The following is a 26200-nucleotide window of genomic DNA, read 5'->3' as shown; positions in this document are numbered from 1 at the left end:
GATGAAATCATGTTTTCATGAAATCATTTCTCGATCACCTAAGTGATTAAAGGGAACCATGCTCTTGTGAAGCACACCAAATACAATTAATTGGGGCTCATTCGTAACATAATAGATCACATGGCTGGCGTGGGGGAAACTCATTACATTAGACCCTACATCCGGTTTTAGTCTGCCCAGCCGAGGGTTAGTGGCAAGTAATTGAATGGTTTGTTCGAGTTCAGACAGGTATTTTTTTGATTGAACGTCCCCCCATTGCTGGACGGTGTAACGACGGATTTCAATGAGATCTGATTGAGCCTCTTGGGTTAAGTGATAGAGCGGCATTAGTCGTATTGGCCTTCTTTTAGGGCATTAAAAAATGATTCACCCTCAACCAACTTGCCCGTGGCCATATCTGTTTTAATGTGAGCTGCTCTTGATTGCAATAATCGCAATTTGAGCACTTCTATAGAGTTATATTCATCAACTGAGATTACTACAGCAACAGGTTTGCCGTTCTTATTGATTTGAATTGGTGCTTGCTGAGCTTTTAACAACACCTCTCCGAAATGTGTTTTAGCTTCGTTTGCTGTAAGCATATCCATTTTAGTCACCTTCTAGTAGCTTAGTTCGATTCGTTTATTTTAAACGAATCGAACGAAATTTAGTAGTGAAACGAAAAAAGGTCCCGTAATTGATTACGGGACCTTGTTTATCATATCGAATTCACTCTAGCTGTCTTTTTAACTTGGTCAATGACTTGTGATTGCTCTAGTTCCTTCTGTAATTTATGATTTTTAATCAACTGCTTAATGGCTGTTTTTACTTGCAGTTTCACACCATCAATGCCTAAAACACTTTTGACTTTAATATCATTAAAGTCAGTGAATCCCTTCATGCTATTAATCGCTTGAGTTTGTTCTATGGATACGTTTTTTTCACGCCAGGCACTCGGTGTGACTATCGGTAACTCAGGTGGATAGTGTTGCTCTTTTGGGGCGAAAATCGGGAATATGGCTATTCCATTAACCGCTTCTGCCGCTGCAATCGCTTTATATCTGCCGACGTTCTTACCTTCAGTCATCACTAAGTGAGCATCATCGTCGCCGGCAATGAGGATTGGTTTATCGGGATATTTTTCACGTAATGATTTAGCCACGGCAATCATGTTGGAAGCATCAAATGCAGAAACCACAGGTTGAGCAGCTGCTTCACTCACTGTATCTGCAGTCGCGTACCCCTCTGCAATAATTAACGTGGGTGCTTTAGCGAGAGCGCTTAAATCGCCGCCTACGACATGGAATGCCCCTGTTTTAGATGAACCTTTGGGAAACATCTTTGTACCATTGGATTGAATCGTTTGTGCGGTCAAAATATTACCTTGAGCATCATAAGCGGGGATAAGAATTTCACCTGCAGTAAACACAATGTGGTATGGATTCTCCTCACGTAGTGTTTTGCTTTCTTTCCAATTTGCCCCAATTAGCACTTTAGGATCATCTTTTAATGCGTCTGGTGGTGGCACCAATAACAAATTACCCACTTGAGCTTGTTTATTGGTCAGGTACTTTTCATTTCCAAGCGGAATACTACAGACCTCCAATAAATTTTGAATACCAGTAGCGACAGATTGACGTTCTTCGGCTTGAGCTTGTTCCCGAGCTTGGACCTTTCTCGCTGAATCGGCCCGTAGTGCGGCTTTTTCTGCATCACTGATAACATAACCTTTTGATGACCAATTTTGCGTTTCACCTGTCCGATTATTGGATAGATAAGCGGCGGGTATCCCGTCAGTAAACGCGACATACATACCGCTGCCGCTCTTATCACTAATGGAGCCTTTATCGGTCGTTAATCGACATCGATGTTTCTCGCCATCCATAATCGGGTGATCACCACTGAGCTCAAAGCCCATCTCTTTCATGACTAAAGCTAATTCATCCCGTGGATTGATTGCCGGAGCTTGTTCTGCAGGTCTATTTTCTGGCAACCATTTGTTGAATAACTTTTTATCTATACCAGGTTCGATATACCAAGATTTTTGCTGCTTATCCCATTGCGCTCCTAGCGCTTTAGCTTGCGTTTTCTCTGCATAAGGTACGGCAAGATATAGCTTCGTTTCGACTTTAGGTTCAATCTTCACTATTGGCCATTGGCCGTTAAATTTTATTAACTCAGATTCAAAGGTGTACCAGTGTTTATGTTGTCTGTCCCACTTGGCTCCAAGGGCTTTGGCTTGCTCTTTTTCGCTATGAGGGACGCTTAGGAAAACTTTATTCTGGGGGGGATCGACTTGGGGTGTGCTCATGTTAACTGCCTTTTCCTGAGAAAGTGAATAAGCCGTTTTGAGAAGCGTCTCAACAGTTTGTGCTTCATGTAATGTGTTGAAATTTGCCGCAGTATTCCACACTTTGCCTGATTTCGATTCGCTTAACATCAACATATAGCGGTCAGAATCATTATAAAATCGGGCGTCCTCGGATTCTTTACCCTGATTAGGTTTAACGATGAAAGTATCACCGTTCCACTTTGGGCTGATCGTCAGGCCATCCTCAATTTGCGATAAAAATGCCGGTGAGTGACCGACGATGTTTAATGCTGTTGCTGGTAAATGGCCATCATTCACTGCAGACATGGCCACCGATAATCTTGTGAGATTTTCGGCCTCAATATCTGGTGCCTCAAGTGATAGTTTTGAGATCTCAGTGTCAACGTAAGCGAGTACCATACGGCGAAATGCGGTTTCAAGTGCGTCAGCTTGCAGTTCGGGAGAGCTTACCCATTCGTTATCTTTGTCACTGAAGTGATCACCCCATACCGGCTGATTATTTTGGTAGGTTGCCGCCGTCCCCTGATGGCCAAATAACTCAGTATGGAAAGTCTGAGGAACGTTGTTTAAGGTGTAAGTGATTTTATAGTCAGGGGTAGCTTCATTGCGGTTATCATTTGTTATCAACTCCGCTTTTAAGCCTAATTCCTCTGCTATATATCGATAGTTACGCCATGATTCAAACGCTTCTAAGCTTAAGGTATCTTCTAACGCTGTCACGAGGGTTTGTTGCTGCTCGTAACTCAATACTAAAGATTGTATTTTTTCAGCGTCTGACGCCGCTCTGAAAATTTCGAGCGGGTCTTCTTTCAATACACTAATCCAGCTTTTGACATAAGCTGCATGCTGCTCAGGGTTATGACCAATCCCCAATTCCTCACCTAAAATCATTGATGATATTTCGGCGCGAAGTTCCTCTTTTGCATATCCTTGGCTACCAAAGGGATGAGATAAATCTCTGTTTAGTCGAGTAGGATGGCCCGTCCAATGACCTAGTTCATGTAGCGCGGTCGCATAATATTGACTCGCTTCTGAGAACTGATTTTTTTCTGGGAGGTGAATACTGTCTGTGCTGGGGCGGTAGAACGCTTTATCTTGGGATACGTGGTGTATGTTGGCTGCAGACGCTTTAAGAATATCTTCAACTCGACGGATGGCATCCCAGCTTTGTTCTTGGGTTTGTGGTGGAATATCGAGTGGGGGTAATCCGTCAATTTGTTGTGCGTTGAATACCCGTGCAAAAAACACTTTTGGGCGTTCTAATGGCACAATTTCAATTTTAGGTTGCCCGTTGGCGTCAAGAACGGGCTGACCGTTACTGTCTAATACCTTATGTTCCTCTTTGAACTTCCAGTATTGTACTGGTGTACTGCGCTCACCTTTCATGACTTGAGCATTAATCGTTTTGGCTTGTTCGTATGTCATCCAGCGCGGGTCATCATAACCTTGCGCCATTAAATTAAGGGTATTAATGCCTTTATAGCGTTTTCCGCTTTTGGGATTGTAAGGTAATGACGTGGCACTTTGTCCAGGTGTCCATGGTTTTTGCCAAGGGGCGGTGCCTTTCTCTAACTGCTCGATGAGTCGTTCCGCGACCAACTCATGAAAGGGTTTACTCATGATCGACGTCCCCTTCAATTGCCGAGTCTACGGCATCTTGAACATCGAGTGCATCTTCAACAAATGCGCCCATAATATCGGCTTCTAAAGGAGATACCTCTGCCTCAAATTGAGGAATTGAAGCATCACTCATTTTTTGATTAATTACGTTTAACTCGTTGTTATCTGACATTACGTCGTTCCTTTTAAAGCAAAGAGCGCACAAGGCGCTCCGTTTGGGGTAGGGTGGTTGTTAGCTTTCGGCGGGTTTTTCTTTAGGGACAATAGGCTTTGAGAAATTGGGCTTACCGTTAAAATCGGCATACATTTGAGGGCATGTTGGGTAATTGCTACACCCCCACCAATAGCGACCGCGCTTAGAGGAAGGGCGACGACTTAACCCGTGATTACATGCGCCACATTTATGGATATCTGAAATTGGCGTCACTGATTTTGCACCGGCAATTTTGACTGAGCCCACATTGGCTTTTTCTACTTGATCACGAATAAACGACTCTTGTTTAGCAATAAAGTCCTCTAGTTTCATTTCTCCGATTTCAACGCTTTTGAGCATCCGCTCAAACAAGGCGGTTAATACTGGGCTTTTTACCATCGAGGGAAGTGCATCGATGATGGCGCGGCCCATGGTAGTACTGATCAGATGTTTGCCTTGAATCGTTAAATACTCACGGCGTTTAAGTTCACTTAAAATACTTGCCCGTGTGGCCTCTGTTCCGAGTCCATCCCCTTCACGCAGTAGTTTCTTATCTGCAGCGCTGAGATCACTGTGTTTATGAATGCCTATCATGGCGGCAATAATAGAACCTTCATTAAAACGGCTTGGCGCTTTGGTTTTCGCGTCTTTACGTTCCAAGGCTCCAAGGGTTAGGCTCTCGCCAGACGTTAGCTTAGGGAGGCGTTGGCTTGCGTCGTCCTTATCTGATTCATCGGTATCATCATCGGGGTCGGCATAAACGTCTTTCCAGCCATTATGTGTGACCACTTTACCGCTCGTGGTAAAGCTTTCACCGTCGATATCGATTTGGACGGTGGTACTTAAAAATTGATGAACGGGATAAAACTGAGCTAAATAGGATCGGACAATCAAGTCGTAAATCGTTTTCTCTTTTTCAGAAAGTTGATTTTTGTTATGCGCTTCCATTGTGGGAATAATGCCGTGATGCGCAGTGACTTTTGAATCATCCCAAGTCTTCGATTTTATTGTGGGATCGGCAGTATCAACTAAGGCGGCAAGCTCAGGGGTTACTATCTTTATGGCTGCTAATACTTCTTTAGCATCCGCAAACTGTGACTCCGGTAAGTAGCCACAGTCAGAACGAGGGTAAGTCGTGATCTTCTTGTCATATAAGCCTTGGCAAATATCCAGTACGTCTTGAGCGGAATAGCCAAACTTTTTAGAGGCTAAAATGGTTAACGCTGATAGTGAGAAGGCTGTCGGCTGTTGTTGTTTTTTAGCAACAGATTTTGCGTCTGTCACTGTGGCCACCGCGTCTTTCATTTGTAGTATTAACGCATCGGCAATCTCAGTGCTAATTAGCCGCCCTTCAGCATCGAGTCCCGCTTGATCTTCTTTCGCTTTCCATTTTGCAGAGAATGACCCCTCGGGATGATTTAAGGTCGCTTTAAGCGTGTGAAAGGGGATAGGTATAAAGTTTTCCACTTCTCTATCGCGATGAACAATCAGCGAGAGTACAGGCGTTTGAACTCGACCAACGGTTATTAATGCTCTTGAACCAGCCCGTTCGGCTCTGAGCGTAAATGCCCTACTCAGGTTCATGCCAATCAGCCAGTCGGCACGTTGGCGGCCAATAGAAGCATCACCAAATGATTTTTTTAAGGCATTGTCAGTTAATGATTCTAAGGCACGTTTTACGGCGACTGAATCGATACTGCTTGCCCAGTAGCGTAAAACAGGTGATTGATTTTTATATAAATCAAGCACCTCATCCACTAAGTTTTGCCCTTCGCGGTCGGGATCTCCACAGTGGACAATCTCAGTTGCTTTTGAGATTAATAGGCCAATTTGTTCAAGTTGATCTTTAGCATCAGGTTTAGCCTGCAAAATCCATTCTTGTGGAATGATCGGTAAATCTTCAACCCGCCAAATTTTCTTACCATCACGCATCGGTACATCATCAGCGGTATAACGGTCGGGTTCTGCTTGTTCTAGCATGTGGCCAAAGCACCATGTCACCATATCCCCTGTGTTGCATTCAAAAAAGCCGCGACTCTTTTTGGTGATGCCTAATACCTCTGCAATAGCGGTGGCCACCGACGGTTTTTCTGCAATGAATAATCGCATAGTAGATCCTTATAATGTATGGGGTAATTTTGGTTATACCTTTCTTATCCACTAAAATTGTGGATAACTAGATTGGTCTAATCAGGTAGCGTGAATTGTTCGACTTGAGGGGGTGTTCTGAGCTTGTCTGTTTGTATTGGGGCTTCTATCGCGGCCCTTGCTTTAAAAATAGGGTCTTGGAAGTAAAGCGTTTGTTTTCCATATATTGCAGGGTTGCCGGCGACATAAATAACCATATCGCCACTTTCTAAAATATCCCCATTCTCATCTTTCTTAGGAGCTGGCATCCTTAAACACTCATCTGCAGTCAGCAACGTTCGCTTGGTTTCTCCGTAGGTAACCGACACATTGTCGCTTGTGCCAAGCCGTTTCCCTGAGGTTGTGATCTGCTGTTTAATAATCGTGGTTTCACCGGTGAGTTTTGCCAGATATTCAGCGGTCTCTAGTCGGTTAGGGGGAAACGCATTTTGAACATGGCAATTTGATGTGATCTGCTCATCCTTACCATAGCCCGTTTTTTCACTTTTTAGCTGGTTTATATCCTGGCATATCAAGTAAAACTTGATCCCATATCCCGCCACAAACGCGAGGGATTCTTGCAAAATTTCAAGTTTACCGAGCGTTGGCATTTCATCGATCATGCCGAGCAAACGGTGCTTATAATTCGCGACTGGACGACCTTTGTTAAAGGTCATACCTGATGCGAGTATACGGATGGCCATGTTTAACATGATCCTAACGAGCGGCTTTAAGCGGTTTTTATCAGTAGGTTCAGTGATAATATAAAGACTGACGGGGGTATCATGGTGCATGAGATCTCTGATTTTAAATTCAGATTTACTCACTGTGGCCGCAACCACAGGATCGCGATACAACATCAAATAGCTTTTCGCTGTAGACAGTACCGAGCCGGCTTCATCTTCAGGTCTATCAATCATATCTTGACCTGCGGCACTGGCTAATGGGTGAGGGCTGCCATTGACGTGCGGGTAATTCACCATTTCATTCCATAAGTCTGAAATATTTCGGTTGGGCTCAGACAGCATGGCATCAATAGCCGGTAATGATGCGGTTTTACCCTCATCGATGTATTTATAAATGGTGTGAATGACGACACCACACAGGAGTGAATAGGCTGTTTTTTGCCAGTGATCATCTAAACCTTTACCATCCGGATCGACAATCAACGTGCATAGGTTTTGAACATCACCGACCTCGGAATCGGTCCCCACTCGAATTTCATCAAGTGGATTCCAGCAAACGCTTAGACGGCTTGCAGGTTCAAAGCGCAAAATCTTCTGTCCAATGCTTTTTCGCCAGCCGGCAGTGAGTGCATATAACTCACCCTTTAAATCGCTAATGAGTACGCTTTTACGCCATGATAAAAGCGTCGGAATGACTAAACTAAGACCCTTACCTGAGCGGGTTGGGGCATAACAGAGTACGTGCTCTGCACCACTGTGCCTTAAATAATGCGTGACCCCTTGGTCATCCACCCATCCACCGACATAAACACTGGTGCCATCGTCAGTGTCTTTGCTTTTGACTTTTTTGAGTAACCCCGCATTTTCAATATCACTGCGATTAGCCCAGCGAGCTGAACCATGTAAATAAGGGTTGGATTTCGATTTTGTGGCGGTATAGACCTTATTGGTCAGCGCGGCAATGAAGCCAAGGACTGTGGCCATCATTCCGGCGCTAGCCGATTGGACGAATGATTGCGGATAGATGGAATGCCATTCAAAAGCCCACGTTAAGATCTTTGTGGGTAAATACAGGTGATGGTAGTTTTCTCCTAATTGCGCCTGATACCCAAACGAGTGAGCAAAATGCTGTGTTGCGATTTGTAATCCCACCAGAACCGAGGCAGACACTATCGCCAGTGGCATAAAGTTATGTTGTTTTTTAGGCGCACGTAGCTGCGCCCCAACAAGATTGTTGTGGTCTTCATTCTTCATGGCTTACCTTAAAATATATAGAGAGGGGCGATATGGCCAATGATGTTGGTCATCGGAACAGCACCAAAATAGCGGCTATCAAATGAGGTTTTTGGGGCATGGTCTGAATAAGCAAAAAAGCTGTTCTCAGGGATCATAAAATTTGGAAGTTGTGTTAACGGTCGATGCTGACTATCTGTAATAAGGCGCTCAGAGTCTGTAAGGGCGACACCATTGATTAAGATGGTTGGGGTAAACTCCACACGCTCTCCGGCGAGTCCCACAATCCGTTTAATCATGGGAACTGTGCTACTGTCACAGCGACCAGAGCGGATGTAATCACGCGCTTTTGCTGTGTGGATAGCGGCATTATTGGGAGGGCAAAACAGGACCAGATCATTACGCTCGTAAACGTGAGCCTTTGAAACAAGATAAATCCCAGGGGGGTATGAGTGGCTGAAATTAATTCTGATCCCCACACCATACATAATGACGGTAGCGATTAGCATTAAGCCCACTACGATGAAATATTTTTTCAAATTGGTGTACCTGCGTGAGAAGGTCTATATCGCTTATTCGGCGTAATATCTTCTTCATCTGAATACGGCCCTTGCCATTTCGACGAGTTTCATATTACGAAATTCTTTGGCTTTTTCTTCATCCATATTGATGAGGTTTGCAAAGTGCAAAGGGTCGAATTCAATTTTTTTGATATAAAGATCCCGATTATTTTTATCACTCACTTTAAACGTAATACTCTCTATTAAGTGGTGGTCATTAACCGAGCGTTGGTGGTCAAAAAAGCTGAATGAGGTTTTAAAAAAGAGCCCATCGGTCACCAATAAGGTTTCATGTTTATCAAATTGCAATTTAGGCTCTAAGGCTAACAAGTTGCTTTTCAATGTTTTGTTGAGAATACGTTGTTTATAGAGTGATTTTGACAGGGTGAAGTAGGCAAAAATCCAAGGAATATTTTGCTCTGAGACTCCTTTATAGAGCCATCCCTGCGAGGCTCGAAAATCTTCTAACATTCGTTTCAGGCAAGAGGTCGAAAACTTAATCTGAAGCTCTTTTTCCAGCAAGTAGATAGCCCTGTCAAAGTGTTCAATGAGTATATTGAGCGCTTTAGACGGCAAATGATGCTCAGTGGAATACTTATCTTCCTTACTCAATTTTTTGTTGGCTTGGTTCCGATAAGGGCAGGCTTCGTAGGCGGAGCGGTCGAGAAATCCTACCCCATTAACGGACCGAACCATGTAATGTTTGCCGTGGGGTGTTTGGGTATGAGTCGGGTTAAATCCAATAATGATGATGGCATTGTCGCAGTGTGGGCACTGTGCATAATAGCGCCAGCTAAAACTCATGGCGTCGGAGATTAACTGTATCCACGGTTTTTGTTTCTTTGTGAAGGATTCGAACGCTTCTTTGGTTGTGATCGGAATTGGTTTGGCCGAGAGGGTTGGTATTTTAAACACATCCATTATTGCGTCCTTATGCGTGGTTGCCCGTAGATATGTTCTAAGGTTAACCACCATTCATCTGTGAGTGCCGATATTGCACCTTGTTCATAGGCCACTGATAATATTGCTAACATCGATTCAAAATCCAGTACGAATTCCGTTTCATTTTCTGCAATGACTTTAAACATGATTGGATCATCGCACTGTTCGCAATCAATAGACGGCTCTTGGGTAACGTGTTCCATGTTGCTAAATGAAAGCGTGACGTCAGGGTAGCGCAACTGAGTGTCTTGCCACCAAAGCGCGGAAATCTGAGGGACATGATTTTGATGTTCGCAAATAGCGAGGCATTGTAAGACCACCGTTAAATGCAGTGAAAAGCACATATCGCGGGTTGCACACTCGAATATCATAGGAACTCTCTAGTGAATTGAAGCCTGTATTGAGGCATTAACGGGTGAAGTGAAGAATTGAGCGGGTTACCCTGCAAGTTGATGACGTTGAGTGTTCATTAATAAAACTGAAATTTCAGTGCTTCATTAATTTCGGCTTGCTCAAGCCCTTGGGCTCGTAGCTCATGAATAAATTCAATCTTAGATTGAACGCGTCTTTTCTCTGCGGACTCGGGTTGCTGTGCCTTTCGTGGCTGTGAGGATTTACGAGAGGATTTCTTCTCTGGTAATTCAGGGACTCGTGTTGTTGTGTTGAATGACGTCATTGTTTAACGCTCCTTTAGTATAGCAATTTCTCTAACTCTGCTTTCGAAATCTGCTTTAGCGGCTACAAGTTCGCTTTCCAAAAACGAGAGATCATCGAGGGACACTACCGACGAACCATTACCTAATTTTCGACTGACGCTATCGTGCTTTGCTTGGGCGATCTCTAGTCGAAACAGTGCCTTTTTCACATCAGGACGTTCAAGCAGACGTTGATAGGCTTCTTCGTATACCGCTACAGCTATAGAATTACTTTCCGTCGTATTCATTCGATTTTCCTTTTAGTTTGAGACCTTTTTAAACTGACATTTAATCCAGCTCGAGTTCTGTTGGCTCATAGGGTGATGTATAGGGTGTGCCAATGGGTAAACTTGATATTGTCCCGTTTGGTTTTTTTTCGGGTATCGGCACACATGACCAGGCTTAACGTGCCGAGTATCGTTTGCCAAAAACGCCCTTTTGCGTGAGTCAATGTCGCCCCTTTGCGGGTCAGCAGTGTCTCTAATAACGTAAAACTTCTGAGTTTGCCGCTTGAGTCATAAAACATGGGCGAACTGAGCATAATCTGACGGACTTGATAAGCCGGTAATCGTGACACCAGTTGTAAAAGCTCTTGGTAAGTTTCACGGTCAAAATCTTGATAGGGCTGTGCAAGATGAAGGTGGACCGTGTTACTAAAAAGCGCCTTTGTGATAATCAGTTTCGCACCAGGATAAAGTGTGAGTTCAGGGCTGATTAATACGCTGGCGACTACGCAAAATGTGATGCAAATACCCAAAGGAAACAGTAAGGAAAATACATCACTGAACAGCAGTAGCGGAGGCAACGCGAGACACAGGGAGAATGCAAATATTCTCAATGCTAAATCGAGTCTGGCACGAATAAACCCCGCATCGAGTAAGTTTATCGTTCGGTTTTTCAGGCTCGTGAAATGGAGTTTTTGCAATACATAAAACAAGGAGAGGCTTAACACCAAAGTTAATACCAGTTTGAGCTCGATGTGCATAACGAAAAATCCCAAAGAAAAACCCCACACTGTGCAGTAATGGGGCTCAAGTCTTGGGTTAGGGCGCGTTATTTTTGTTTAACGCGTAATAGCCCTAGTCCTAGCAGACTCAATAACGATAAGAAGCCCAGAGAACCGCCGCCACTAGAACCTGTTTCAGGGTCTGGCGTTGGGGGCGTGACGGGTTTAGTTCGGCCTTTATTGATGGTAATGGTTTGATTGTCATCCAGTGTGACTGTGCCCTCATAACCATTACTCGCAACGTCGTAACTACAGATATCAAATGAGTTTACTATCGCACCAGAACACGTTCCGCCGGTGATTGTTGCATCACCGCTGGCTGTGGCGTTATCGACAACACTGTCGATGTGTAAGCTCTGCACTTTTACGGTGATGGTGCCGCCGTTTGTTGGGGTATTCGCGACCGTTGGGTAATGCCAGGCGTTGATGTGCTCTAGAATAAAATCTTTGGCATAGCTTAAGCGTGAACCCGAAGCTTGCTCCCCTGTCTCATGATCAATGCCGCCATGAGTACTCACCCCAATGATTAAGCCATCCGCGTCAGTATAAGGAGCCCCTGAGTCCCCACCTATCGTTTGTCCATTACCTGTAAATTTTAAGGTCAGCCATTCAGGACGGCCCTCCGTTGGTGGAATGGCGATTTGCTCAGCATAAGCTAAATCTTGTAGACCTACGCCAGCCCCAAAGCCGGTGATCCGAATGTGTTCACCTTCTTCTACGTTTCGCATCGATAGAAATTGAATCGCGTGTGTGTCAGGGACACCATTGAGTTGCCATAGTCCTATATCAAGGGCTATTGGGCCGCCAGCGGGATAGTTGTTTGCGGTTGCAGTAAAACGCCCGTTATTCACTGTGCTTACCCCTTGAGGGGCATTCTTGCTGCAATGCGCGGCGGTTAATACCCACTTGCCCGCTATCAATGTGCCAGTGCAGTTCATCTTTACCATGTCATCATTTTTTGACCAATCCACTGCAGTGCCATCTTTGATGGCCAAGGCGCTGGTTGAACAGCTCAGTAGTGCGATAGCGAGAAGTGTTTTTTTCATGTTACGGCAATCCTTTTCGTTGTTTATAGCGTTATTGTGATCCTCTTTTTTAAGAGTGTCAACCATCATAAGTTGTTATTAAATAAGGGTTTAATGCGGTTATGCTTAGGGGTTTTACACCATAAGAAAACCTATTTTAAGGCCGTGGAGAAGCGTCTAAACCGATAAGCTGATTAAAATGAACGTTTCGTTAAACGGGTGGGGCTGGGCTTAAATAAGGCGATCTGTTTAGATCGCCCGCTAAAAATAAGTGGGGATATTTAATATTTTTTTGGGGTATTAACTCGGTATTTATGGGCACTCTCGGTCACGGCGAACACAAAGCGGAGCTTTGACTTCCCACTGATTCCACACGCCGTTTGATGCGCATGTGCGAGTTCTATAACCATTCTCGCAAAGTTTTTCAATTGAAGGGTTTGCACAACTGTAGTTTTGTGTACCTTCGCTTTGTCCTGGTGTGCAATCGTTATACATTTTTATCGCAATCTCTTGTTTAGCGATCGATATGATAGAAGGGGTAGATTCTCTAACGCCAACGCCATAAAAAGTGTTATTTTTGTATTCTACAAACCAACTCTTTTCATATCCGTACATGCTGACAGCACTGCTACGTTGTAATTTAGAACCATCTACTTTTAACCACAAAGATGCGACGGTGTCAGTTGGTTGGTAAGGATCGGCTAGCTGTATTAAAAATGCCCCCTCCCCCCATGTATTTTTTATTGATGTTGCTTTTCCTGACCATACTTCGGTCAGTGCGCCATCGTTTGCCCCAGAAGGGCTTATTTCGGGTCTTTGCTTATAGTCGTCCCATGATTTTTGGCTCTGGGCTTCGGTAATGCTTTGGGTGCTGTATTTACCATAGGTCGCTTTGTGGGACGCCATGGCTTTCTCATAGGTCATTTTCTCTTCTGCGCCGACCGCGATTGTCGTGGTCATGATGGTTAGGAACAGGGCGCTAAGGGCTTTTGGTATCTTCATGGAGTATATCCTTTTAGGGTTTACAAATAAGAGTAACGTTGACTTCACCATCGTGAAACTCGGTCATGGTTCCTTCAAATTCTGCGAAATAGTCGAGTTTGACCGTCCAATAAGTTGAGCTGGCCACGGTATAGCTGCGGCTGGCACTGACATTACGAAATGTAAGTAATGGGTCTGTTTTGTTAAACATCCCCTTAATACCGGTGACGATATCCGGTGTTAATCCGGTGGGGCACTTGTGCTTATCAATGCGTTGATCGTGTTTTGCGACCATGGCGACGGTCCCCGCTGCCAAGCTGCGTTGACTGCCATCACTGTTACGCACGATCACGTCTTTGACGTTGGTAATGGCATAATTGCCGCCCACGTCCCAATCACCTGTGAGAGTGGAATCGTCCCCTGAGCGTTTTACTAAGCCGTCATGTTCAAGTTCATCACCGTTCCGATGTACTTGAAATGACACGGTATTGGCCGATTCGTTGTAACGCGCGAACGGCAATTGCAGCAGTTCGCTAACATGCACATCGTGTTCAAATTTGAACTCAGCGTTAACCGGCGGGAGTGGGATAACAATCAAGTTGTGGCTTGGTGCTAATACCGTGGCCGCAACTCTCGTGAGAGTAATCACCCCTCCCCAGCCTGTTTGACTTGGCATGCGGCATCGACCGGCTTGATTGTCAGTCGTCGAGCAGTCAGGCAAATAGTTAGGCACTAAATCATTCCAGCCAGCAGGAAAGAGATAAATTCCTGATTGGCCTTGCGCTATTTTATCGACTTGATGCATACGGATCGCATCACGAATATCCGCAATTTGGGCATAAAACATCTTGCCCTTGCGTTTAATGTTCTGCGTTTGAACAATCGTTGATAGTTCCATCAAAAAAAAGCTAAAGGCCCCGAGGGCGAATACAACCCCGAGCATCGAGGCGACGCCGAAGCCGCGCTGCCTGTGTAAGTTTGTCATTGTAGGCACCCTGTTTTTTTATCGAAATGACTCAGATTGTCGGTAACATCAATCTGAATTGGCGTTAAAAAAACTAACGTCAATGGCTGATATATCGTGGGGTTGAGGTGAGACGCGATTGCTTCAAGCGCAGCGCTATCGGCAAATGTCACGCGTATTTCTAAATAGTTTGGCCGTGTCCATCCGTTAATGTTGATGCTGGTAAAGCGGGTTTCAAACGTGTGTAACCCGCTATTAACGTCCGTTGGGATACGTTTTTCGTTGATTAACCGCTGGATTGTCATTGGCGCGTTGTCTGTGACGCATCGGCTCAGCATCACTTTTTTTCTGTAAGACAAGTTGGCTTGCGTCTCGATGAGTGACAGCGTGGATTTAATCGCGATAGCATCCCGATAAGCCGCTAATGGGCTTGCCAACATTAATACAAAAACAATCGCGCCAAGTGTTGCGGATATCGACAAAGCAATACCCAACGAGGCAGAGCCTCGCTGGAATGTAAGCATGTTATGTCCTCGAAAAATTAACTTAGTAGGTCATGACAAGCGAACTGGTTGTGCTGCTGATAGAGCTACATCCTGCCGCCTCTTGGCAGTTCGCACGGGTTGAGGGGGCCATGGCATCTGCAAGTAGCGCGATGACTTCAGGATCGTTAGGGAATGTGCTGGTTAACTGTAGTAACCCAGGATTAGAGCCGGTGGTAAGTGTCCAGTTACCACCAAAGTGATTTGTGCCGGTGCCGGTGTTAGCGGTACCACAAATAGAACCCCCTTTTGGTAATGAGCCTTTACATAATTCAGCCATACTCGCGCCAGTGAAGTTAGAGCGTCCCATTTTCCAAGTATTGGCGGCAGCAATAATCATCCCTGCATCTGTTTGAAATGACGCTCTCTTCATGCTTTTAGAAATTGTTGGGTACATCAACAAGATAGTGACGAGTGCACCAATGAAGATCATTGAGGTTAAACTCATATCGAGTAACTGCGCGCCACGCTGCTTATTTTTCATGAAGTTGTTGACGGTGTTGGTGCTCATCGTTTGGTTTGACATGAAGTACTTCCTTTTTTAAATAAAATAAAGCCCGTTCACGCTAGCGAAATACTGCGATCAGAGACTATTGGGTGTGAACATGGGTGTGTGAAAATTGAGGTGTTATCGAAGCGTTGTCGTGATTTGCAGTAATAGTTGAGCAATCCCCCCTGCCATTAATAAACCGATAATAGCGGCTGCGATTTTAATCGCATCAGCGCCATATTTTTTGATGATATTCAACTCTGACATGAGTAAATCGTGGTGGATTTCTGCGCTATTACGCAGTGTTTCCGTCGTCGTCGAGCCATCTATCTGACCTAAAATACGCATTGAATATTGTTCTGATAGATTCAATATTCCGGTATTCATGATGTTCCCAAGATTGGTTTCACCTTCGCTTATTCTCGCTAACATGATGTTGACGTGATAACGCAGGTAAGGAGACGTGTTTTCTTTTAATTGAATTAAAATACTTTTAAGACCAAAACCCGCTTGGCTCAGGTCGCTCATTGACCTGAGTAGTGTACTAATCTGGATCAGTCTGTATTGTCGATATAACGGAAAATTATCAACCGACTTTCGTACTGCACCCGTAAAAAATGGCAATGTGATCAAACAGAAAACAATGAACACAAAAACACTTATCACTAGCGCACTGCCCCATGCCGCGCTGAACTGGCCAAATCCTAATGCGTAGTTTGTCCACGTACCCCAACGAGCTTGCGGAATAATCTCTTCAAACATGGGTAAGAATTGGGTGGCATTGGCTGCCGCCAGTGCAAACAGCGTTATCAGTCCAATAATCGGGAACAATAATGCACCAAACAATTGGCCAGTGGCCGCATTTTGCGTTGATACCGCTAATTTTGCGTTTTCAAGCCCCTTTGCCCAGTTACCCGTGGTTTCATTCGCGAGTAAGGTTTCCCACGCCAATGGGTCTATCCATGGCTTGAGTCCTTCGGCAAATTTACCGCCACTGATTAAGGCTTCGTGGATCTCTCTGCCGATCTTTTTGTGGGTTTTGCTGCCGAACAAAATCAGTTGTTGGGCGACCTCTGCCTGCTTTAAACCTGCCTTGGCCAACCGATATAAATCGGACAGTAACTTTAACTGATGCTGCTTTTTTAACTTTTTGCGTATTCTCATTGTGTTCTAAGCTCCGGTGTTGCAATTGGCCGCAAGAGCGTTGAATCAACTTCATCGTAGTTAAGTTGGGCATAAATGGTTTGTGTCGCGATGGGAATTAAATTTGCTACCTTGCGTGACGCGGTATCGATATCAATCATTCCGTTCAAAATTTTATGAATCGCATGATCTCGCACTGTTTTGTAGCCCTTATTTTTCAGTGCCACATTCCAGCCGAGATAGTCTTTACGCTGAATAAAGCCGCGATCTTCATCATCGAGAGCTATGACTTCAAAGAGCGCCGTTCTGCCTTTTTCACCTTGTGTGCAATGCGAACACCCTAACGGATTCATATAAAGCACTTTTGAGCGTTTTGATTCACCGACGAGCGCAATGGTTTGTACTAGTTTTGCATCGAAAATATGCTCCTCATTATTTTTGATATAAAACGCTCTAGCAGCGTCTTCGGTCATTTTGCAATGATTACACAGTGTCCTTACCAGTGTTTGATACGCCCAAATACGCATCAAATCCGGTGCGGCGACGACGGCAAGCGGAACGTGTAGCTGTTCTGTCAGTGTATGTCCAATACCTGCCGCACTCGATGTATGCAGTGTGGTAAACATAATCTGGCCCGTCTCGCCTTTGCGCGTGACTTCCATTGCGCCATCGTGATCCCGTACTTCCCCGTGTAACTCAACATCAACGTCATGGCGTAAGAGTGCTTTCGAGTAAAAGTTGAAGCCTAACAAGTCGTCGCCGCCTTTTTTAAGACTCGGCGTGACGTGAGTCTGTGGGATGCCGTTGTCAAATTCTGGCGGGTCTTCCAATGCGTGTAGCGACCTATCTTTACCAAACAGCTTAAGCAACGCGGCAATCAGCGTAGATTTTCCACTGCCTGTTTTACCTGCCATGATCATTAGCCCTGAGTTGCCCTCGCAAAACGCTTTCAATATGTTGATATGACCAGGCTCAAGTCCCATTTTCGTGAGTGGTGGGATTTTTTTATTGGCGTTGAGCCAACGCATTGTCACCTTTCCACCGCCTTTTGCTGGGATAAACGCAATCCGCCATAAGGTTTCCCGCCGTTCAGTCATTTTGTCATCGGTCGGACAATCGAGGACCATTTCGATTTTGCCGTTGTTGATTTTTTTGATGAAAAAGTCATCATCAGTATCAACCGCGAGAGACGTGAAAATGTAGCCGAACAATCGCAGTCCTACAGCGTGAAGCGGAATGGTGTTTTGCAGATAGATCCGCCGGCCATCAACCCGTGTAAAGAATTGAGTCTCCGTTTCGTATAACTCAATATGAATATCAGAGCTGCCCAGTAACACGGCTTTTTGCATTAACTCGGTCAGGTGCTGCGCGACTTCTGTATCCACTAATTTTTCAGATTTGTGTTCGAGAAGTAGGCTTCCTCGCTCAAGTAGTTTTTCGATAACATCAGGGGTGGTCAGCTTGATGGGTAGCGATTGCCCAAAAAATCGGCCTTGGCAAATATCGGGGTTAGTTCGAATGTGTTCACGTATTTCACTGAGCTTTTCTGCGCGGAAATCGCTGGTGATGATGGTTCCATTGGTTAACGCGATGACGTTGCGGCCTTGGTAATACCACATTTTCAATTTGTGACTCACGATAATATCGGTATCAAAATCGGTCAATGTTGTTTGAGTCGAGCCTCCATCATTCTCAATCTGATTTTGACTTTGGCGTAAAAATCGCCACAGTTTTTTTAATAAATTATCGCTCATGAACTTTCCTTATCAATTGCGGCACATTCTGGGAGAGTTCAATCTCAGGGGGCTCATCTAGAACGTGTAATGTTCGAGTCTTGTCAGACTGTTTTAACGCTAGCGCCGCCGCAATGAGCGTTGTTCTGCCTTGCCTAGTGTGACCTGACACGATTCTTATATTTAAACGATTCTCGTTCATTGATTACCTTGACCTGCAACATAAAGTCGCTTTTGACGTTGGCCATCACTCAATAACACCGACTCGCTGGTCAGCTCGATAATCGCTATAGAGCCAAATCGTGACCCTCTTTTAATCTCCACCAATTCACTGTCAACTGCTATCCAGCCTGTCGTGACGCCGTTAGTCGTGACTAAACTTTTTAGACGAATCGTGTCTAGTACAGTGGGGGATGTTCTGGATAGCTTTTCAATCGCAGGTTCAGGCGCAATCACGGCCGGAGGGCTTAATTGTTTATTGAGGTCATTCAATTTAAGTTTTGCTGCCGCAGCTTCGGCCTTGGCGTTATTAATCTCGGTTTGACGTGCTAAGTCCAATAATTGCTGAACGTGTGCATCTGAATCGTTGGCGAAAACGGATGGACTGAGTAACGCGACTATCAAAATGAGCCTATTTTTATTCATTGTGGTGACCCTAAAATAGATAATGAAAATGTAATATCCAGCCCTTCACTCCCCTGCTGAGTGCTGTACTCCTGAACAAAAACAGGTTTGTCTTTGAACAACTTGGCGAGAGTCGACGGGCGGGAAAGTGCGGTTTGTAAAAATTTACCGGTAATCGTCCACAAGTCGACGGCACCGGTGATCCCGATATGATTGATCGTTAAATTACCCGCATTGAGTAGCCGCAATTCTTCATAGAGTTGCTCGGGGTAATTTCCGAGCGGGTTAATTTGCATTTGCGTATTCAATGGGATGTTAGTTGTGAGTTGTTGGCCACTGTCATTCCACTGCAATTCGTTACGCTCAGCCAATAGCCATGCAAGTAAAGCCGCTCGGTTTGCGGATGGTGCATCTGTGCTGAGTTGTAATGTTAATTGAGTCCCAGATAACGTTGTCGATTTGACCTGCCACTGGGAGGGTAATAACCGAGTCGAATTGAGTAACAACTGACTTTGCTCTAAAACACTTTCAGCCGTGGGTGTTTGCGCTAATTGAGTGATCCACAGTGCCAGTGGATCGTGTTGGTTGTTCTGTTTCACCGCAGGTGGATTGAGTAGAGCAAACCACAGCGCACCACTTGTTATGATGGCCCCCGTTAATCCCAATATGATTTTTTTAGGAAATCGCTCACTCTTTTTGAGTACAAATTGATTCGCGATAGCGTGTAGATTAAATGCGTTAACGGTCGAGCATTTCGCTTTTAAGTCAGCGGGTAGCGGAATATCACTGTCTGATGAATACAGTTGCTCGCTGTGCTCACATTCGAATGCTAACCGAGTGATTAACGCTGTCAGACTCGTTTCGACAGATTCAGTCTGTACGCGACCGGCATTAACGTGTAAGCCATACCAGTTCGTGTTGTCCATCGGTAGCAGCAATAACCATTCACTGTGCGCAGGGACAAATTGGGTTAACACCCATTCGCCTATACACGTTGCAGCGGAATCACTGTAATAACGGGTTATTCCCTCATCGTGTTTAATGATTTTTTCAAACTGACTGGGATATCGCGAACGGTGTTCGCGTAGCGCCGCGCTATTGGGGAGCGCGGCTAATCGTGGGATTATCATTGCACTTTCCTTGGTGTCAGCAATACGAGGGTTTCAACTGTGTTGCTTAACGTGCCTTCACCGCTCGGTACGCCAAAATTTGAATTGCTTTCAGCAGTCGTGCTGGTCTGCTTAATGGAACCAATGACCACCGTTTGGCCATACAATAATTTGTTAGTAAAATTGATTTCTGATTCCCGAGTATCTAAAAACAGTAATTGAACGTCATGCACTGTTTCATTGCGCTTCCCGACGATTTTTGTGAGTTTTCCCGCAATGCTGAGCCAAACGGCATCATCCATTACTTTGGGGGTGATCATCATATCCACGCCCTCACTCTGTGATGCTCTTGTCACGGATGCGGTGATCACTTTGTCGTTAGACTCGGATTTGATCTCATCGATGTAGGGGGTTGTCATTGTCTGAGCGATACGAGCAGGTCGATTACTTAGGCCTAGCGCGGTGATAGGGGTTTCTGTTGAGACGGTGCCCTGTTGCTCTAATGCCCTAATAAATGCGGCGGTGCCATCCCATTTTCCCGTGCCTCTAAATGCCATTCCATAGCTTGCGCCTTGCGAGACGGTTGTGGTGCCTGGGATCATAAATTCCAGCGACCCATTGCCCACGTCTTTTATAATGTTCCAATCTAGACTGCGCTCTTTTCCGCGATTAGAGCGAAATTCGAGGATGCGAATATCAAGTACCACTTGCTGGCCAAACTGCTCTTGTACGCTGTTAACGAGATTGCGAACATTGACCATGCGGTCAGGGGTAGTGCGTACCGCGATAGCGGTAAGAGACTTGATCGCTTCAACACTGCCGACTAATTTATCATCATCACTCTCATCATTTTTCAGCAACGCTTTGATGCCGGTAACGATCTCTGTGACAGAATCGACGTTGCTATAGGCGGTATTGAGATACTGCCCTTCGACGCGAGGGCTGCTGCCCATGGCACCCGAGCCAGACGAACTACCCTGTGAACCGAGCTGGCCACTGTAAGTGCCCTGTGGTAAATGAATGACGAATAGCTCAGATTCAAAGCGCGATATGCTGACTTTATCCTCTGTGGTGTTGATACCGTATTGGGTCTGCCTCGCTAATAAGTTGAGCACGTCTTCTCGGCTGGATTTAAACGACAATGTGACGCGCTGATTAGGGTCTACGTCGCCGTCAAACCAGATTTTAATCGGTTTGTTTTGATATTCCGCGCCGGCTAACACTTGAGATATCACCATCGATAACGGCATATCCACTGAGTTGATAGAGACAGGATCATTGAGCCAAGGGATGTTTTTTTCTACGGCTAATGGCGTAGTTGAAATGGGCGGCCTGATGATGTTGGAAACTTGCGAGGTGTATTGCGATTGGCTGTGCTCACCAATCTGGTTATGAATATTATCCGCCGCCGATTTCGTGTCCTTAAAATCTTGAGTAACACAGCCAGCAAGGGTTGCAACCAATGCTGTTACTATCAATTTTTTGTACAGTGACATTTTATGTCCTTAATTATTGGGTATCTACGATGAACAGTGATTGAGTGCCAGTGAGCAGTTTTGCAGAAATGGGATAACCTTCTAAAACCACCCGCAGCGCCTTAGCGATATCATTTTTTGGCGTCACGAGGGGGTAGCTCCCCGAAAAGGGGTAATCGTTTTTAGCTAACCAACTTTTGTTGGTTGTCGTGTCATCACTCCAGTTCCAACCGTAATCGCTTGCCAGTTGCTCGATGGCCACTTTCATCGAGGAGCCTCTGACCATGACAATTTGGACCTCGCGGTTATGCCATTGGTGAATCGCGGCAAGGTTGGATGTTTCAGATAAATAAAATGGCACACCAAGTTGTTTAGATAACGTCGGGAGCACGGTTCTGACAGAACCTGCGAAACTGACAATACCGGCTGGATTTTTTTTCAGTTCCTCGGCGGTGTGATCGTCGATAGACCATGCCACATTTTGGTAGCCAGCATTTTTCAGCCAACGATTAATGGCATCAAAATAGGATTCGTCAGGGTAGATAAATAAGTTGTGGGTGATCACTGCCGGTTCAGTAACAGCCACAGCCACTGGCTCTGTTATTGCTAATTTGGGTTCTTCAGTGACGGCCTGCGTGTCATTAAATAAAGTGTCATCCTCCACTTTTTGACGTTTGGGGAGTGTTGCCGGTGTCGGTGCGGGTGTCTTTCTTAACACCTCGGCATTGATCACAATTCCCTCTTTCGAATAGGTTGCTGATTCGTTTTCAATCCATGGCTGGGCAGCAAATGCCATGGTGGGGAGTAGTGGAATAGTGAGCATAAAAGCGATTTTTTTGGACAAAATAGTTCCTTAACGGCTTTACAAAAAGTCGCATGAAAAGAGTTATATAAGGGGGGGCTGAATGGCTAACGAGTGCGTTTGTTGTAGGGGGATAGCATCACATCTTTATTGACCATGATATTAAATTTATATCCTGGTCTTATCTTGATGGTGGGCTGCACATCTAGGTTTTTCTGGATCAATGTAGATCCCGTTTGCGCAAACTGTTGAGTTACGCCATCTGCAATTGCGCTTTTGGTATCACCATTTTTGCTATCTTCGCTAATACCAGCTTGTGCAACACCGGAGATCATGCCAAGTAAAAATGCATTACCAAATGTTTTCCAATAATGGTTATCGACTTCATCGGCAAAACCGCTGTAACCCTCGGTATCAGTACCCCCCATTCCCGCCAGATTAAGCCGAGTACCATCGGGGAAGTTTATCCGTGTCCATGCCGACACCCCGCGAGTTTGCCCATAGGACACGTTGCTATCGTATACACCATATAACTTAGCTCCTTGCGGAATGAGCAAGTGTTTACCCGTGGCACTGTCGTAAACGTCTTGTGATACCTGAGCAGTAATGGCCCCAGGAATATCCGAATTCATACCGGTTATTAACGTGGCGGGGATGAGTGTCCCCACACTTAACTCGTAGGGTGAAAGCGGTTCAGTTCTGGTATATCCCAGATAATCATCACTGCGTTGTTGCCCTAAGAATGCGGCTTTTTGGGCTTGGCCATTAGGATCGGCTTGTTGCATCATCGGTTCTGCCATAGCAGAAGAGATAAACGGGTTGCCTCCTAAATTCTGTTGTAACTCAGTCATTTTTTTTTTTGCTTGCATGATCAGACTATCGTTTTCACTCATGCTAGACGTTTGTTCTTTTGTCATCGATTGAGTGATGCTGTCATTGATTTTTATTTCCGTATCAGCCACCAATGCCGCGAGATGTTGTTGGGTTCTAAAATCTGCGAGTCGTTGCATTTGTTGAATACGGAGTTGTTCTTCCAGAGACGGGGGAGCTTCTCTTTGATAACCACTATTGTCACTATAATTATAATCAGGGCTCGTTGGGTAATCCGGTGATGCGGGTTTGGGTGGTGGCTCGTCAGCTGCGGGGATGGACGGGGGCGTTTGGCCAATCCCCTGCAGTGCCTGCGGAATTTCCGCTGAGTTACCATTATTGTTACGACTCGATTGGGTTTCTTCTGCTGCACTGGGCTCTTGAGGTTTCTGCTGTCCTTTCGACGCTATGACATACAGAACGAGCAAGAGCAGTATACCCATGACAAAAAATATGATTTTTATTGGGGTCTTTTTGAGTGACGCGCCTTGGTGATGTTGGGTGGGGTCGCCCATTGCTGAAATCTTAGTCACGATTCTTCACTCCTTTAAAAACTGTGGTCGTTGGCAACGGAAATAATTCATCGTCTTGGTATATCCAAATTCGCTGAAATGAAAACTGTTGGTTTACGACGACTCGGATATAAAACTGGCTGTTATTCAGTTTTGATAACGTGTAGTACAGATCGTTATGTTTACTCTGTGGGGTATCGGATACGTAAACACCAATACCTAGTCGTCTGAGTTCCGTTTCAAGCGCTTCAGAAAAAAACGTCCCTGTTGACCACTGGGGGTAATTGAAATTGAATACGGCATTTGCGCCATGCTTTTCTTTTATATGCCAAGCTAAGTCTTTAGCGACCCGTATTTGGTCAGGCTTGCTCACGGGGAAATCGTAATAATTGACATCCGATGTTGCACAACCTGCCAACAGCAACGTCAATATTGCGGCAAATATGATTTTCATTTTTAGCCCTTGTGCTTAACCAAAATGGATACCTGATCACTTCCAACACCCATCGTTAGGATCAGCTCTTTGGATACCTGGTCGATAATGAATCGACCGTTGATTTTCCGACCATCATCTTGAGCAAAACTGTTTTGGTATCGATAGTTCACGAGTTCTTTTTGTGAACCGTTGACGACTAAAATAATGGGTAAACTGCCCTGTTCAACTTGGGAGGGCATTTCGACATACGTTTTGACGCCATCGTTATAAACACGTAACGGTTTAAATGACGCCTTGCCATTGACCTGATAATTAAAATCCAGTTCTGGAATATAGGCCCCATCAGAAAGGGTGTTTTGTTTTATCTCGTGAACCATGGCGGCTTTGTAGACTTCCCACTCCATTTGGCGCTGTTCTGGGTAAGTGAACGCAACAAAGGGCATCCATTTCACTGCGTCTGAAATCAACTTAATTTGATAGACGCGTCTATCGGTTGCTACCGTCATCGTGGTTTCAAGATTAATGTCGGTGGGCTTGATGATTAAATTAGTACGCTTATTTGCACCCATGCCAGACACGGCCATTGACACCTTCCAACGCGCACTATCCCCTAATTGCAATCCGGATTGGGCGATCATTTCTCCATCTTCTAATTCAACGACACAGGTTTTTATCGGCGAACACACGACCGATGGTAATGAATCACCAAAGTAGTACGTCACTCGTCCGGTCCCATCGGTGATAGGTTGGGTCGATTTTTCAATCCATGCATCAGATAACGCCAGCGCTGAATTTTCTTTCAAGGATAAGGAGGGAACGGGGTAATCGTCGTCAAATGACTCTGCAGCTGCCATTGGGATATAGAACAGTAATGCCGTAATAATGAGGGGATATCGCATTAAAAACGCTCCGTAACGTTGAAATATTTAACCCATAAGCCCAATGGATTTTTCATGAATTCTTGAGGGGTTGTGGGGAGTGAATAATAGATTTCTACCGCAGCTTTGAAATGTTGTGACGGTTTGGGGACCCCTTTACGGTCCGTAATGAGTTCCGTCCATTCCACCTGATAAGTCATTGCTTTGTCGCCCAACGGTAAAATGCTTTCTATTTTTATCGTAACGACTTCAGTTTCAGCACGAACATTGGGCGGTGAGGTCTGGCTCAAATAGGTGTTAATTTGCATAAATGCAGGATCTGAACTGCGAAGATGAGCATAGGCTTTTAGTACAAAAGTACGTTGAGCGTTGATATCGGTGAAGACTGTTCTGGTGTACTCAACAATTTCCCCTATTTTCGTCATTTCGAGTTTTTTTCGGTCATCTGCAGGCATTGATTTCGCCGCTTGTAACGCAATAACTTGTCCCTCATTCATCCCAAAAACATACGGTTCTATTTTGCTTTGAGAGCCAATGTAAATAACCCCAAAAACGGCAGCGAGCGCAATACACAGTGCTACGAGGGTGATCAGTTTGAGATTTTTATTTTGAGACAGGGTATCGCCTAACCTTTCATCCCACTCATGCCGTGCTCGGGCATAGAGAAGCGTTAATTCATCTTGTGAGGATGCGCTCACCTCACTTGGGGTGTTTTCCATATAAATTCCTATTGATATGTTTGCTATATGCGGGAAACCCCACCATCAGTGGGATTAATCTTTCTTGTTGGGGGCTAATGAATTTGCAGCACGACCGATGAATGTGTCTTGTGAACTTAAGAACGCTTTTTTAGCGCTACTGGCCCCTTCTTTTGCTAACGCGCCACTGGCTATTTTGGCGGTTGTGACAAATTTGCTCGCTAAGGACGATTTGGGTGCTGCTTGCTCACTGCCATTGTCTTGAGGGTTTGCATTTAAAGGAGACTGTTCACTACCGGATATCGAACCCTGAAAATCAGCGTTGTCATTCCCGTGCGAGCGAGGCAGTGGCGAGGCATTTGCTTCACCCCCACCGCCGCCATCATTATTTTCAGCTAACGGTGACGTTGCGGGGTCATTGCCTCCGCCGCCATCACCTCCGCTGTCCCCTCCGTCTCCGCCAGCCTGTGACCATGCATTCTTGAGCAGCCCCCCTCCGCCAGAGGCAAGGGCAATGGCTCCGGCCGTGAGTGCTGCGGTCGTTG

General features: G+C 45.2%; 27 protein-coding genes and 1 pseudogene. All 28 read right to left on the bottom strand.

Translation table 11 applies throughout. The features are described from left to right. Nucleotides 1–15 precede the first annotated feature (15 nt). On the bottom strand, nucleotides 16–327 hold the full coding sequence (locus KO531_RS21305) for a type II toxin-antitoxin system RelE/ParE family toxin (protein WP_219252184.1): 312 nt from the start codon (nucleotides 325–327) through the stop codon (nucleotides 16–18). Next, nucleotides 327–587, bottom strand: coding sequence for a type II toxin-antitoxin system Phd/YefM family antitoxin (locus KO531_RS21300; protein ID WP_012197989.1), 261 nt, complete (start codon nucleotides 585–587; stop codon nucleotides 327–329). Before KO531_RS21300 ends, KO531_RS21305 begins: the two co-directional genes overlap by 1 nt. A gap of 110 nt (nucleotides 588–697) precedes the next feature. Further along, nucleotides 698–3931 (bottom strand): zincin-like metallopeptidase domain-containing protein, encoded by a 3234-nt coding sequence (locus tag KO531_RS21295; RefSeq protein WP_219252183.1) that lies wholly within the window; start codon nucleotides 3929–3931, stop codon nucleotides 698–700. After that, nucleotides 3924–4103, bottom strand: coding sequence for a conjugal transfer protein TraD (locus tag KO531_RS21290; RefSeq protein WP_219252182.1), 180 nt, complete (start codon nucleotides 4101–4103; stop codon nucleotides 3924–3926). The genes KO531_RS21295 and KO531_RS21290 overlap by 8 nt, the downstream gene beginning before the upstream one ends. 60 nt (nucleotides 4104–4163) lie before the next feature. Further along, nucleotides 4164–6233, bottom strand: a complete 2070-nt coding sequence (locus KO531_RS21285) for a DNA topoisomerase 3 (protein ID WP_219252181.1) — start codon at nucleotides 6231–6233, stop codon at nucleotides 4164–4166. A gap of 77 nt (nucleotides 6234–6310) precedes the next feature. Continuing rightward, nucleotides 6311–8191: a type IV secretory system conjugative DNA transfer family protein gene (locus tag KO531_RS21280; protein WP_219252180.1), complete on the bottom strand. Its 1881-nt coding sequence runs from the start codon at nucleotides 8189–8191 to the stop codon at nucleotides 6311–6313. 8 nt (nucleotides 8192–8199) lie between these two features. Beyond that, nucleotides 8200–8709: a conjugative transfer signal peptidase TraF gene (gene traF, locus KO531_RS21275; RefSeq protein ID WP_048908724.1), complete on the bottom strand. Its 510-nt coding sequence runs from the start codon at nucleotides 8707–8709 to the stop codon at nucleotides 8200–8202. A gap of 54 nt (nucleotides 8710–8763) precedes the next feature. Then, entirely contained in the window at nucleotides 8764–9651 is an 888-nt protein-coding gene (locus KO531_RS21270) for a hypothetical protein (protein WP_012198031.1), read from the bottom strand. After that, nucleotides 9651–10043, bottom strand: a complete 393-nt coding sequence (locus KO531_RS21265; protein ID WP_219252179.1) for a hypothetical protein — start codon at nucleotides 10041–10043, stop codon at nucleotides 9651–9653. The genes KO531_RS21270 and KO531_RS21265 overlap by 1 nt, the downstream gene beginning before the upstream one ends. Before the next feature lie 98 nt (nucleotides 10044–10141). Next, the gene (locus KO531_RS21260; protein WP_048908723.1) at nucleotides 10142–10348 is read right to left on the bottom strand and encodes a hypothetical protein; all 207 of its coding nucleotides are present in this window, start codon (nucleotides 10346–10348) and stop codon (nucleotides 10142–10144) included. Nucleotides 10349–10351: 3 nt separating this feature from the next. Continuing rightward, a complete protein-coding gene (locus KO531_RS21255) occupies nucleotides 10352–10615 on the bottom strand; it encodes a hypothetical protein (protein ID WP_012198029.1) in 264 nt (87 codons plus the stop codon). Between the two features lie 65 nt (nucleotides 10616–10680). Then, entirely contained in the window at nucleotides 10681–11352 is a 672-nt protein-coding gene (locus KO531_RS21250) for a hypothetical protein (protein ID WP_219252178.1), read from the bottom strand. 68 nt (nucleotides 11353–11420) lie between these two features. Next, nucleotides 11421–12419 (bottom strand): trypsin-like serine protease, encoded by a 999-nt coding sequence (locus KO531_RS21245; RefSeq protein ID WP_219252177.1) that lies wholly within the window; start codon nucleotides 12417–12419, stop codon nucleotides 11421–11423. 291 nt (nucleotides 12420–12710) lie between these two features. After that, the gene (locus KO531_RS21240) at nucleotides 12711–13400 is read right to left on the bottom strand and encodes a hypothetical protein (RefSeq protein WP_219252176.1); all 690 of its coding nucleotides are present in this window, start codon (nucleotides 13398–13400) and stop codon (nucleotides 12711–12713) included. Between the two features lie 13 nt (nucleotides 13401–13413). Continuing rightward, nucleotides 13414–14364, bottom strand: a complete 951-nt coding sequence (locus KO531_RS21235; RefSeq protein ID WP_219252175.1) for a hypothetical protein — start codon at nucleotides 14362–14364, stop codon at nucleotides 13414–13416. Continuing rightward, the gene (locus KO531_RS21230; RefSeq protein WP_251069038.1) at nucleotides 14361–14867 is read right to left on the bottom strand and encodes a hypothetical protein; all 507 of its coding nucleotides are present in this window, start codon (nucleotides 14865–14867) and stop codon (nucleotides 14361–14363) included. The genes KO531_RS21235 and KO531_RS21230 overlap by 4 nt, the downstream gene beginning before the upstream one ends. Before the next feature lie 22 nt (nucleotides 14868–14889). Beyond that, nucleotides 14890–15411, bottom strand: coding sequence for a hypothetical protein (locus tag KO531_RS21225; RefSeq protein ID WP_012198023.1), 522 nt, complete (start codon nucleotides 15409–15411; stop codon nucleotides 14890–14892). Between the two features lie 102 nt (nucleotides 15412–15513). Then, nucleotides 15514–16539, bottom strand: coding sequence for a hypothetical protein (locus tag KO531_RS21220; protein ID WP_219252174.1), 1026 nt, complete (start codon nucleotides 16537–16539; stop codon nucleotides 15514–15516). Next, nucleotides 16536–18272: an ATPase, T2SS/T4P/T4SS family gene (locus KO531_RS21215; protein ID WP_251069037.1), complete on the bottom strand. Its 1737-nt coding sequence runs from the start codon at nucleotides 18270–18272 to the stop codon at nucleotides 16536–16538. Before KO531_RS21215 ends, KO531_RS21220 begins: the two co-directional genes overlap by 4 nt. Nucleotides 18273–18449: 177 nt before the next feature. Then, complete coding sequence (locus tag KO531_RS21210) at nucleotides 18450–18896, bottom strand: hypothetical protein (protein WP_219252173.1); 447 nt, start codon at nucleotides 18894–18896, stop codon at nucleotides 18450–18452. Next, nucleotides 18893–20005, bottom strand: coding sequence for a hypothetical protein (locus tag KO531_RS21205; RefSeq protein ID WP_219252172.1), 1113 nt, complete (start codon nucleotides 20003–20005; stop codon nucleotides 18893–18895). Before KO531_RS21205 ends, KO531_RS21210 begins: the two co-directional genes overlap by 4 nt. After that, nucleotides 20002–21480 carry a hypothetical protein gene (locus KO531_RS21200; RefSeq protein ID WP_012198018.1) on the bottom strand — a complete coding sequence of 493 codons (1479 nt, stop codon included), beginning with the start codon at nucleotides 21478–21480 and terminating at the stop codon, nucleotides 20002–20004. Before KO531_RS21200 ends, KO531_RS21205 begins: the two co-directional genes overlap by 4 nt. 13 nt (nucleotides 21481–21493) lie before the next feature. After that, on the bottom strand, nucleotides 21494–22303 hold the full coding sequence (locus tag KO531_RS21195) for a hypothetical protein (protein WP_251069036.1): 810 nt from the start codon (nucleotides 22301–22303) through the stop codon (nucleotides 21494–21496). A gap of 65 nt (nucleotides 22304–22368) precedes the next feature. Further along, a complete protein-coding gene (locus tag KO531_RS21190; protein ID WP_219252171.1) occupies nucleotides 22369–23664 on the bottom strand; it encodes a TrbI/VirB10 family protein in 1296 nt (431 codons plus the stop codon). Beyond that, on the bottom strand, nucleotides 23657–24097 hold the full coding sequence (locus KO531_RS21185; RefSeq protein WP_219252170.1) for a hypothetical protein: 441 nt from the start codon (nucleotides 24095–24097) through the stop codon (nucleotides 23657–23659). Before KO531_RS21185 ends, KO531_RS21190 begins: the two co-directional genes overlap by 8 nt. 2 nt (nucleotides 24098–24099) lie before the next feature. Next, entirely contained in the window at nucleotides 24100–24978 is an 879-nt protein-coding gene (gene trbG, locus KO531_RS21180) for a P-type conjugative transfer protein TrbG (RefSeq protein ID WP_012198014.1), read from the bottom strand. Continuing rightward, a complete protein-coding gene (locus tag KO531_RS21175; RefSeq protein ID WP_012198013.1) occupies nucleotides 24978–25676 on the bottom strand; it encodes a VirB8/TrbF family protein in 699 nt (232 codons plus the stop codon). Before KO531_RS21175 ends, trbG begins: the two co-directional genes overlap by 1 nt. 54 nt (nucleotides 25677–25730) lie before the next feature. After that, nucleotides 25731–26200 (bottom strand): annotated as a pseudogene (locus KO531_RS21170) (P-type conjugative transfer protein TrbL); the annotation flags it as partial.

The sequence above is a fragment of the Shewanella sp. NKUCC06_TVS genome (assembly GCF_019345515.1).
In the GTDB taxonomy this organism is placed as follows: Bacteria; Pseudomonadota; Gammaproteobacteria; order Enterobacterales; family Shewanellaceae; genus Shewanella; species Shewanella oncorhynchi.
The sequence above is the reverse complement of the archived record's forward strand: the minus strand, read 5'-3'. Positions and strand labels throughout refer to the sequence as shown.